Origin of the sequence: Chthonomonas sp. (genome assembly GCF_035294505.1) — a bacterium.
GTDB lineage: Bacteria > Armatimonadota > Chthonomonadetes > Chthonomonadales > Chthonomonadaceae > Chthonomonas.
In genome coordinates this window covers 1-10,794 of the sequence record NZ_DATGKU010000136.1, presented here as the reverse complement: position 1 = coordinate 10,794, position 10,794 = coordinate 1, and the positions used below count along the sequence as shown (strand labels likewise).

The 10,794-nt window shown below is 55.0% G+C and carries 11 protein-coding genes; 7 read left to right on the top strand and 4 right to left on the bottom strand.

What is annotated here, in order from left to right; translation table 11 throughout:
- From VKV18_RS07985 to aspS, 6 genes are all read left to right on the top strand, one after another.
- A partial coding sequence (locus VKV18_RS07985; RefSeq protein ID WP_324203682.1) for a sigma-70 family RNA polymerase sigma factor occupies positions 1-570 on the top strand: 570 nt, incomplete at its 5' end.
- Positions 567-1,313, top strand: a complete 747-nt coding sequence (locus VKV18_RS07980) for a hypothetical protein (protein WP_324203681.1) — start codon at positions 567-569, stop codon at positions 1,311-1,313. The genes VKV18_RS07985 and VKV18_RS07980, both read left to right, overlap by 4 nt.
- Positions 1,314-1,315: 2 nt before the next feature.
- On the top strand, positions 1,316-2,428 hold the full coding sequence (locus tag VKV18_RS07975) for a hypothetical protein (RefSeq protein ID WP_324203680.1): 1,113 nt from the start codon (positions 1,316-1,318) through the stop codon (positions 2,426-2,428).
- A gap of 151 nt (positions 2,429-2,579) precedes the next feature.
- Positions 2,580-3,260, top strand: a complete 681-nt coding sequence (locus VKV18_RS07970; RefSeq protein WP_324203679.1) for a DUF2993 domain-containing protein — start codon at positions 2,580-2,582, stop codon at positions 3,258-3,260.
- A gap of 7 nt (positions 3,261-3,267) precedes the next feature.
- On the top strand, positions 3,268-4,785 hold the full coding sequence (locus tag VKV18_RS07965; protein WP_324203678.1) for a hypothetical protein: 1,518 nt from the start codon (positions 3,268-3,270) through the stop codon (positions 4,783-4,785).
- Between the two features lie 151 nt (positions 4,786-4,936).
- Entirely contained in the window at positions 4,937-6,736 is a 1,800-nt protein-coding gene (gene aspS, locus VKV18_RS07960; protein ID WP_324203677.1) for an aspartate--tRNA ligase, read from the top strand.
- A 27-nt stretch (positions 6,737-6,763) separates the two neighbouring features.
- On the opposite strand, the gene VKV18_RS07955 is transcribed toward aspS, so the two are convergent.
- Together VKV18_RS07955 and kdsA are read right to left on the bottom strand one after the other, a co-directional pair.
- The gene (locus tag VKV18_RS07955; RefSeq protein ID WP_324203676.1) at positions 6,764-7,228 is read right to left on the bottom strand and encodes a hypothetical protein; all 465 of its coding nucleotides are present in this window, start codon (positions 7,226-7,228) and stop codon (positions 6,764-6,766) included.
- A gap of 131 nt (positions 7,229-7,359) precedes the next feature.
- Positions 7,360-8,208 carry a 3-deoxy-8-phosphooctulonate synthase gene (gene kdsA / locus VKV18_RS07950; protein WP_324203675.1) on the bottom strand — a complete coding sequence of 283 codons (849 nt, stop codon included), beginning with the start codon at positions 8,206-8,208 and terminating at the stop codon, positions 7,360-7,362.
- Between the two features lie 144 nt (positions 8,209-8,352).
- Here kdsA and asnS point away from each other — a divergent pair, with 144 nt between their 5' ends.
- Positions 8,353-9,753, top strand: a complete 1,401-nt coding sequence (gene asnS / locus VKV18_RS07945; protein WP_414647183.1) for an asparagine--tRNA ligase — start codon at positions 8,353-8,355, stop codon at positions 9,751-9,753.
- Here asnS and VKV18_RS07940 read toward each other — a convergent pair.
- Positions 9,750-10,445, bottom strand: a complete 696-nt coding sequence (locus VKV18_RS07940; RefSeq protein WP_324203673.1) for a hypothetical protein — start codon at positions 10,443-10,445, stop codon at positions 9,750-9,752. The genes asnS and VKV18_RS07940 overlap by 4 nt on opposite strands.
- 6 nt (positions 10,446-10,451) lie before the next feature.
- The coding region (locus tag VKV18_RS07935; protein ID WP_324203672.1) for a hypothetical protein at positions 10,452-10,794 on the bottom strand (343 nt) is incomplete at its 5' end.

The window sequence follows — 10,794 nt, the reverse complement described above, 5'->3', positions numbered from 1 at the left end:
GTGGAAGAAAAGGATTCCGACCTCGTACAGCGTACGCTGTGTGGGGACTGGTCCGCTTATGATCAACTCGTAAAGCGTTACCAGCGCCAAATCTATAACTTCGCCTACCGAATGATGGGCAATGCAGAGGATGCTCAAGACGTTAGTCAAGAAACATTCCTGCGTGCCTTCCAATCGCTGCACTCCTTTCGGAAGGATGCAAGCTTTCTGACGTGGCTTTTTAAGATCGCCTCCAACTTATGCATTGACCTGCTACGGTCAAGAAAGTCCAAGGGGGCGCTCTCTCTTGACTCTGAATTGGAAGAGGGCCGTGAACCCGCCGCGGAGGCTCGCACCTCAGACCCCGAAAGCGTGGCGATGCGCAATGCCACGCAAGAGGTGGTACAGCATGCCATTAACACGTTGCCTGCTCGCTATCGAGCCGTGGTCATTCTGCGTCATCTCCAAGGTATGAGTGTGGAAGAGATCGCACAGACGCTTGATATCCCTGCCGGCACGGTGAAAACCCATCTCTTTCGTGCGAGAGAGATGCTCCGCGAGCGGTTAGCCACGGCATTAGAGATAAAATGATGGAACATCAATTTCATGAGCAGCAGGAACCACAGGAGCAAAAGCCGCTCTATCGTACCCACTCTGCAGATGCGGCAAACGAGGCGCTTTGCCTAGAAGTTCGCCGCTATCTGCCGGAACTGCTTGAGAACGACGGCTCACTACGCCCCGATCAGGCCGTCGCGCTCAATGTGCACCTCGCCGTCTGCACTCGGTGCGCACAAGAGTTCGCGCAGATGCAACAGGTAGTTATGTGCCTTGAAGAACTGCCCGTGCTTGACCCCCCATCGGATTTTTCCGATCAAGTTCTACGGCGCCTGCAGTTTCTCCCGCCCCCTGTTGTTTCTCCCGAAGACACATGCGACGAGCTCACCTATGAAGCGACGCATCAACTTCAAAGCCATCCGCAAGCTCCCAAAGAGACCTTCAGCCGATATGGCCTGCTCGTTGCAGCGCTTTTTTCGGGGATTTTCCTTTTCCTCATTGCGAGCACGTGGGGGCGATTAGTGCTGGGTGCAAACCTGGAGATGGGTGTCCAGATGCTACGCGAATTTGCCACTTCCATGCGCTCTATTCCCCTGTTCGGCTGGCTGGTCGCTCACGTGTTGCAATCATTAGCCGCTTCCCTCGATACCCTCCTCCACATTTGGCAGGAGGGAGGGAGTACGGAGCTGGTGGGGGGGCTTTTTGATGTGGCCCTTTTGGCGGTGCTGGCGGCCTTGATGCGCTATCGGCGGCGTCCACTGTGGCGAGGAGGAATGTAGCGATGCGTGCAAAAACTGTTTTCTTTCTGTCCGTTCTTCTGAATTCTCTCTTTATGTTGCCCTGCTGGGGGCAGAACCCACAGAACCTTCGCCCCGCTCTGCTACGCATACCGGCCAATGCCAAAGAGGAGCAGTTGAAAGCGCTCCATCAAGTGCTGTTAATAGAGGGCCATGTTCTCAAAGATGTCTATGCCTATCAGTGTCCGCGCGTTATCGTGGCCCCAGGCGCCCGAGTCGATGGGACAATCAAAATCTTTCAAGGCCCCACTGCCCTAGAAATATCTCCAAAAGCCTTTGTGTATAAGGTCGCGGTCTTTGAATCGGCCAAAAAGAAAACACCGCTAAAGACTTTTCATCCATCGCCAAATCTAATAGTCACCTGCTTTTTCAAGTCGGACTCGAACCGAAACTATACGTTGAGTGAAAATGAAAGCTCCGATTCGCAGTGGAAGCCGCCGCTTACTGGAGCCAACATGGTGACCGAAGGCGATTCAGAAAGTTACCTGCCTATAGGATCACCCACGCTTACCAATACGATCTCGACGTATCACGCACCTGCCAACACCGAATCGACGTCCCTTGCGCGGCCCCTGGCACTGTTGGGGCTATGGCTCTATGGTCTTTTGGGAACCGGCATTCTCGCGGGACTGGCCCCGCGATGGGCACAAAACGTCAGTCTCACCCTTCTTAGTAGACCGCGTGAGGCGGTTGGGCACGGGATAGGTGGCCTGCTCATCTTGTTCTGCGCTGGGGTAGCCTTGGGGAGCCTGTGCACCATCGGCTATAGACTCTACATCGCTCCCCTCGCTGTCGCTTGGGTGCTACTGATGTTTTGTGGTCTGGGAGTGGGGTGGCTTTGCGGATCGGCCGCCTTAATGGATAAGATTGTAGAGCGCTTTCCGAAGTACTCTGGCTATCTCACCAACTGGCCCCGCAAAGCGGTCGCCGGCATCACATTATTGGTGTTTGCAAATCTCCTGCTAAGTATCTTCGGGCTTTCACCTATAGGAATTCTATTGATCGCCATTGTGGCTGTTGGAGGACTTGGCTCGGCGATCCTTCGGTTTCGCTCGCGCTATTCAACCGACAGAGAGGACGAGCTGATCGTCGGCTAGTTAGACCCGCATAGGTCAAGGTGAAACCTGGAGGCGAAACGCGCTCTGGAACTGCGTAGTCCTTGCAGGTGTTTGCATCACTGAGTGGGTGGCCTTAAGCTGTTCCGTGTGCTAAAATAGCCTCAACGCACTTTCATGGGGAAGATATGGCGTGGGTGAGGGGATAAGTTTCCAGTGTACTGACGGCCAGGTGCGCCTGCATAACGTTACCTTGCAACTGCCGCAACTGCCCGGAGCGCTCCATGTGGATGAGGTGACCGTTGAGCTTGGCAACGCGCACTTTGATCAATCGCCAGGGTTTAAACCGCAGATATCCGCAGACTTTACCTCCATTACTCTTGTGCTCTCAGAGGTTACTTTAAACCCCCTCCTTCACAATTTTACACCGCTGAGCGCGCCGGTACGCGAACTGCGGATAAGACTGCTTTCCGGCAGGGCGATTGTGGATGGAAAATTCCTTCCCGCTCAAAAGAATCCCTACCTTCCTTTCTTGTCAAATCTCCCCGTGCCTTTCACCGCCGAAGTTGTGCCCGTCATCGCAAGCACAACCCAGATTCGTGTGGAGTTGAAGTCGGTACGTACCGGCTTTGCACTGCCGGAGATGGCGGTTCAACATATAGAACGCCTGATCAATGAGTTACCGATTCTGAGCCTGAAAAGCCTCCCCTTTCCCGTTGCCCTCCAAGATATTCGTTGCGAGCCAGGGAGGCTTATCGTGCGTGCTGCTGTGCAGTTCTCCTGGCCGTTTGTCGCCCCGTCGCCCTCTCAATCAGCTTCGTCTCCTTTTTCGCTAACGTCGCTGCCTACTCCTGGCGATAAAGCGAATAGCTAAGGTCCTTATGGCGTTACATAATCGCCTCAAAAACGTTTTTCGTGATCCCTCCACTGCGGCTTTGCTTTTGCTTCTTAGCATGGCTCTTATCGTGCGGATCCCCCTTTTACTTAGCGGTGCCACCGAGGAAGATGTCTATATTACCCTGCGCTATGCCGCCAACATTGCGCACGGTGTAGGGTTTGTCTATAATCCCGGAGAGCATGTTTTAGGGACAACGACACCTTTATACACTCTCTGGCTTGCCCTGTTGTTCCGCCTTCATCTCAGTGCCCTGCTGGGAGGAAAGCTCTTAGGAATTGCATGCGATCTACTGACGGCCCTTGGCGTCTATCGGATAGGGAAAGCGGTGGGCAGGCCTGGGGTGGGGTTAGGAACTGCATGGGCTGTGGCCCTTTTCCCTCTCAACCTTACCTGGGCCGCACGCGGAATGGAGGTGGGGTTGGTAGCCGCTGCCATCGTCTGGAGCTTTCTCTGGCAGATACTGGAGAAGGAGCTTGCAACATGGTTTTGCGCGGCTCTCTTGCTTCTATTGCGCATTGATGGGGGCGTGCTGGCTCTGTTCCTTTTAGGCGACTCGCTCTTGCGCCGGCGTCATTTTCCGTGGAAAGGGCTACTTCTGTTCAGCTTCATGATTCTTCCCTGGTTTGCTTTTGCGACCGTCTATTTTGGCTCGGTCATCCCCACCTCAGTCCCGGCGAAGCTGATCGTCTATTCTCGCGAATATGCGGGGCGTTTTCCTCAGCTTAGGCCTTTCTTAGGTCATATGTTTATGCATCCTTTCGAAGGATGCATAAGTGTAGGTTGCGTGCTTGCCGTTTTGCAGGCGGTTTGGAGCTTCGTTCGGAACGAGAGCGCTCTCCAATCGCAATATGCCACCCTGTTAGCCTCCCTACTTTGGATGCTTACCTACTATGCCGCAATGGCTTTCTCGCCTGTTTTCCTCTTCGGGTGGTACTTTGTGCCACCTTCTCCTCTCTTCTATCTATGGGGCATGCTCGGTTGGTTCACGCTCGGCACACGTCTCTTTCCCAACCGAGTCCGTCTCTCACCCTTGGTTGCCACGGCTCTGGCAAGCCTGCTGTTAGGCGCTATCACGGTGCCTTACGCCTATCATTCCCTGAAACAGGCACAGATGGCCGAACAGAGGCTACGGTTGCCTATAGGAGTTTGGCTGCGTACACATGCGCAGCCTTATCAAACCATTATGCTGGAACCCATAGGCTATATCGGTTACTTCAGCGGCCTGCGTGTGCTAGATACCGTTGGGCTGGTCTCGCCACAAGTTTTGCCTTTCTATTCAAGGCGCTACCCCTCGCCGCTCCATGCCCTCTGGAGCCATTTTCTGCCGGATTTCGTGCTGCTGCGTGCCGGAGAGTACCAAGCGCTTTTACGTTACGAACGAGCGCTTCCGTTGGCCGAGCGCTTAGAAAGCCACTATCGTCTGCTCCGGGTGTGGCACGATCCGGCGCATCCTCTAGCTGCACCTGCATTCTATCTATTCCAACGTCGCAGCGGCTCGTAAACTACCGCGTGGTCTAAAGCGGCAGCTTTGCCCTGGTACCACGTATAGAGACAAGAGGTAAAATGAACCACAATCCTTTTAGGGATAACGTTTTGCCATCTTGGCAAAGCGTCTATAACCAAAAATCAAAAGAGATTACAGGAGGGTTTTCGTGGCTTATTGGCAGCGCACCATAGCGTGCGGGGCTTTGCGGGAAGAGCATGTAGGGCAAGAGGTGGTTTTGAACGGTTGGGTGCACCGCGTGCGCACCTTTGGCGATCTTGTTTTCATTGACTTAAGAGATCGCACCGGCCTGGTACAGGTGGTTGTAGACCGTTCCGATGCGCCCCATCTCATCGAAACGGCAAATGCCCTTCGAAGCGAATATGTGCTGAGCCTTCGTGGTCTAGTGCGTCTGCGCAAACCTGGCACGGAGAACCCCAAGCTTGCTACCGGCAACGTTGAGATCGCCGCACAACAGATCGAGATACTCAATACGGCGAAGACCCTGCCGTTTCCTCTCAACGACGAAGACCAAATGCGCTCTGTGGATGAAACGCTGCGCGTGAAGCATCGTTACCTCGACCTGCGGCGTCCAAAAATGATGCGCATTTTGGAGCTTCGTCATCGCGTGGTGAAGTTGATTCGCGATCTGTTAGACGCCGAGGGCTTTTTGGAGATCGAAACACCCATTCTCACAAAATCCACTCCTGAAGGGGCAAGGGACTATCTGGTGCCTTATCGGCTGCAACCGGGCCTATTTTACGCGCTGCCGCAGTCGCCACAGCAGTACAAACAGCTGCTGATGGTTGCCGGATGTGAGCGCTACTTTCAGATTGCGCGTTGCTTTCGCGATGAGGCTCAGCGGGCCGATCGTCAACCGGAATTCACCCAACTCGATGTGGAGATGTCGTTTGTAACACAGGAAGATGTGCTACAGGTTATCGAGAAGGTGATGACGGCCGTTGTGCAACAGCTTAGCGAAAAACAGCTTTTATCCACTCCCTTCCCTCGCCTTACTTACGATGAGGCGATGCGACTCTACGGGACAGACAAGCCCGACCTTCGTTTTGGCCTCACCCTCTGCGACCTCACACCGCTAGCTCAAGAGACGGAGTTCGGCGTTTTTCGCGCGGCCGTAGAGGCCGGAGGGCAGGTAAAAGCCGTGCGCTATCCGCAAGGGGCACAGCTCTCTCGGAAAGAGCAAGAGGCTTTGGGAGAGTTCGTTAAGGAGTTCGGTGCTAAGGGGCTGGCGACGATCGCCGTCCAAGAACCAACCCCACAGGGCGTAAAATCCAACATCGCCAAGTTTTTTTCTGCCGACCAGATGCAGCGTTTGCTGCAGTTGTGCGAGGCGGAAGCCGGCGATCTGCTCTGCATTGTGGCCGATGCCAACCCCAAAATCGTGGCGGAGTCGTTATCTCGACTACGGTTGGAGATAGGAAGGCGCTGTGGGCTGCGCAACCCGGATGTATTGGCGTTTTGCTTTGTAACCGATTTTCCTTTGGTGCAGTGGAATGCGGAGGAGCAGCGTTGGGAAGCCGAGCATCATCCCTTCACCATGCCCTACGAGGAGCATCTGCCCTATTTCGACACCGACCCCTCCAAGATACGCGCGCAGTGCTATGATCTCGTGTGCAATGGACAGGAGTCGGCCTCTGGCAGCATTCGAATCCATCGGGCCGATATCCAACAGAAGGTTTTTGACCTTTTGGGCATCGGTAGGGAGCAACAGCAGGAGCGTTTTGGGCATCTGTTGGAGGCCTTTTCTTATGGGGCACCCCCGCACGGTGGGTTTGCTGCCGGCATCGATCGGCTTATCATGAATCTTTTGGATGAGCCGAACATCCGGGAGGTCATTGCTTTTCCGAAAATGGGGCTAGGCTACGATCCGATGATGGAGGCGCCCTCAGAAGTCGAGGAGGCCCAGCTAATAGAGCTGGGCCTCCGCATCATCCCGCGCAAGAGCTAGCGGTTTGTATCGCTACAGGTTCTGGAGTTAGCGATCGTCGCGATCGTGGTCGTGATCCCGCCGCTCATGGCCGGGTGGAATTCGCCCGTGTTTGTACCATCCGAGGTGTTTTCCGTTGTCGTGGTGCCAAGCTATCGGGCGGTAGTGGTCGTTGTCGCCATCGTGGTCGGAGTCCCAGCGCTCGGGGCGGTAAGGGGCGTGGTAATATTGTGGCCGGTACCTGTAGTGGCGATCCCAGTAGCTCTCCCAGCGATGGCGGGCCGTGATGGAGTCGTTCCACCGTTTGTAGGCATAGGCCGCAGCAAGACCGGTGAGGATGCCCGCCGTCTTATCATGTTGGGTTAGCAACAGGGCAGCGGCAGCAGCACCAAGCGCATAGGTGGTGTTGCGTCGCCCCTCCTCGCTGGCCAGCGCTTTGGAAGGGACCATCAAGACCCCCACCATGCTGGAAAGCGCTAGCACACCGGCCAAACCTTGTTTCGCATATCTCATGGCATCTCGCCTCCTTTCGCAATGTGCGGCAGTTTTCACTGCACACTTTTAGAAGACGAGACCTCAAAAAGGGCGTGACATCACCGCCATCCGTTTTAAACCTGCGGTGAGGCGGATGCCGATAGTTTCGCTCAACACATCCCGTGAGCTATTCGATGAATGGCAAGCACCTGTCGCAAGAGCGGTTCTAGCTGCGATAGAGGAAGCATGGTTGCCGCGTCGGACAGGCCTTTTTCCGGCTCTGGATGGATTTCAAGAAAGAGCGCATCGATCCCTACGGCGGCGGCAGCGCGAGAGAGGTGAGGGATATATTCTCGAAGGCCACCCGAAGCCGTCCCCCCTGCCGCAGCCCCTGGACGTTGCACGCTGTGGGTGCCGTCGAACACCACGGGAAAGCCCAAAGCTCGCATCTGTGGCAGCCCCGTCATGTCAACGACCAGCGTGTTGTAGCCGAAAGAGACCCCACGTTCGGTAAGCAACAGCCGCTTATTGCCCGTTGAAAGAACCTTCTCCACCACGTTCTTCATATCCCACGGGGCCAAAAACTGCCCTTTTTTCACGTTAACTGCCCTGCCGGTATTGGCGGCAGCGAGTACCAAATCGGTTTGTCTGCAAAGAAATGCCGGAATCTGCAGTACGTCACACACCTCTGCCACCGGGGCGCATTGCCACGTTTCATGAACGTCGGTCAGCACAGGGACGTCCACCTCCCGCTTTACCGCCGCCAAAATTTCAAGGCCCTTTTCTAAACCATGCCCTCGAAAAGAGTTTTTGGAAGTGCGGTTTGCTTTATCGAAGCTTGCCTTGAAAATATAGCCTATGCCCAATTCTTGAGTTATCCGCTTGACGGTTCGGGCGACCTCCAAGCACAACTCCAGGCTCTCTACCACACAAGGGCCTCCGATCAGCGCGAGCGGTTGTGCGGGCGACCCAATGCGCACTTCACCTATCTCTACCGTTGTTACCTTTTCGGCTTGCATCGCATCCTCTCTTTCAATTTACTAGAAGATACCTTATCCCAAAAAGAGAGTGTTTTGCAATGCCGGGCGTTCCGGCAAACAAGGCTACGGGAATTGAGGTAACATGAACCTAAAAAGGCGGGAAAGGAAAAGCGTACAGAGATGATTCGGAAGGGGGAGTATATTCGCGATATTCTTGCCAGCGATGTAGGACGGCCGGTGGTGGCGCATGGATGGGTAAAAACGCGCAGAGATAGTAAAGGCATCCACTTCGTGCAGATAAATGATGGCTCCTGCTTTGCCGACTTACAGGTTGTTGTCGAGGAAGGGACGGTTGAAGAGAGCGTTCTCAAGCAGGTCACTACCGGTGCGTGTATTCGTGTGGAGGGCGACCTTGTGCCGTCTCCTGCACCAGGGCAGCCGGTGGAGCTAAAGGCTAAAGCGATTTTGGTGTACGGCCCTGCAGACCCGGCGACCTACCCGCTCCAGAAAAAAGGGCACACCATGGAGTTTCTGCGGGAGATCGCCCATCTACGCCCGCGCTCCAACACCTTTGGCGCCGTCTTTCGGGTGCGCAACGCCCTTGCCAAAGCCATTCATGACTTCTTTCAGGAGCGTGGCTTTCTCTATGTGCATACTCCTATCATTACAACCTCGGATTGCGAGGGTGCCGGCGCCATGTTTAGCGTTACGACGCTAGACCTCATGAACCTCCCACGCTATGGAGAGGGGCCTCGAATCGGCGAAATTGACTTTACCCAAGACTTCTTTGGAAAACCGGCCTATCTCACGGTGAGTGGGCAGCTTGAAGCGGAAATCTTTGCGCTCGCTTTTACCAACGTCTATACGTTCGGCCCCACATTTCGTGCCGAAAACTCCAACACGCCCCGACACCTGGCCGAGTTTTGGATGGTGGAACCGGAGATGGCCTTCTGCGATCTGCAAGACGATATGGCCCTTGCAGAGGAGTTTCTCAAGGCGATTATTGCAAAAGTGATGGATGAGTGCTTGCCCGACCTCGAATTTTTTAATAAGCGGATCGATCCCCAGGTGTTAGAGACGTTAGAGCATGTTGTCGAAAGCTCATTTGCCCATGTGAGCTACACCGAAGCGATAGAGATTCTGCAAAAGAGCGGGCGCGACTGGGAGTTCCCGGTGCATTGGGGCGCCGACCTCCAAAGCGAGCACGAGCGCTACCTTACGGAGGAGGTGTTTCAAAGCCCGGTGATCGTAACCGACTACCCCAAAGAGATCAAAGCGTTTTACATGCGGGTAAATGACGATGGTCGCACGGTACGCGCCATGGATGTTCTTGCCCCTCGCATCGGCGAGATCATCGGAGGAAGCCAACGCGAGGAGCGCTATGACGTGCTGCTTCAGCGCATTCGAGAATGTGGGCTGTCGGAAGAGAACTACTGGTGGTATTTGGAGTTAAGAAAGTACGGCAGCGCGCCTCATGCCGGTTTTGGACTTGGTTTTGAGCGGCTCATGCTCTATCTCACCGGCATGAAGAACATTCGTGACGTTATCCCGTTTCCGCGAACGCCCGGCTCTGCGGAGTTTTAAGGTTCGAGATCGCGCAGCAGTGCATTAAGCCGGTCGGCATCGCCTCTTAAGAGAACGGCGAACTGTTTGCCCATGCGCACCAAAAAGTCGAAGTCGTTACCACGCTGCTCATAAGCCTTTCGGAGGCAGGCCACGATGAGAGGGTCGGGCAGATCTATTTCCGGTAAGAAGAGCAGGCGCCGCGGCAGATCGGGCAGTTCGGTGAGAGCGTAGAACTCGGTCTGGGTACAGGGATAGACGAAGGCGTGCAGGCGTGGGGGAACGGCAGGCGGGCCACCGCGCAGCTTGTGGTTATGGCCCTGCACCGCTAAGTGGACGGCGCGGAACTCGGTGGTCAGCAGATGAAAAATCTGTGGCTGTTCTGCCCGCAGACTCTCCTCATCTAAACCGTAAGCCATTGCCTTGCGGCCCGGATCGGCACCGGTGGTATAGGCTTCTACCACCACCGCATACAGGGTCTCGGGGGGAGCTGCTACCTGGGCAACCCTCTCTTCCGGGTCGAGAAAGGGGTCTTCTATGGAGGAAACGCTATCGGCAGCAGGCGAGGCGCCAAGGGGCAAAATACGCACAAAAGTTCCTACCTCAGGCGGAGCATGCAGGCGTGGCGGGTGGCATTGGGCGGTGAAAGCGATGGTGCTGGTTTCTACCACTTCACCAAGCGGTTCACACGTCTGCCGAATGTCCGGTTCCAAGGTGCCTCACCAGAGTTGATTTTCGGTTACATGAAAATTATACTTCACCTCGGCACGGTTTGGGTTTTGGGGCATAGGTTGCAACTCTCCCACCTTGATGAGACCAGGGCTTATGTAGGTGTGAAATATGATAATAGAGCAGTTTTCGCCGAGGTCGTTGCGTGCCTCATGCCAAACCATCAGGGCAATACGGCTCATGTTCCACGGTTCCATACGTGCCGGGCAGCAGAGTTTAATGGTGTTGGGATTTGTCCAAGAGACGCGAATGGCAATGGCATCGGGCCTATCACGAAATCGCGAGGTAAGCAAGCTGGCAAAAAGAGCACGCTTCTTTGCCATGTCCTTCTCC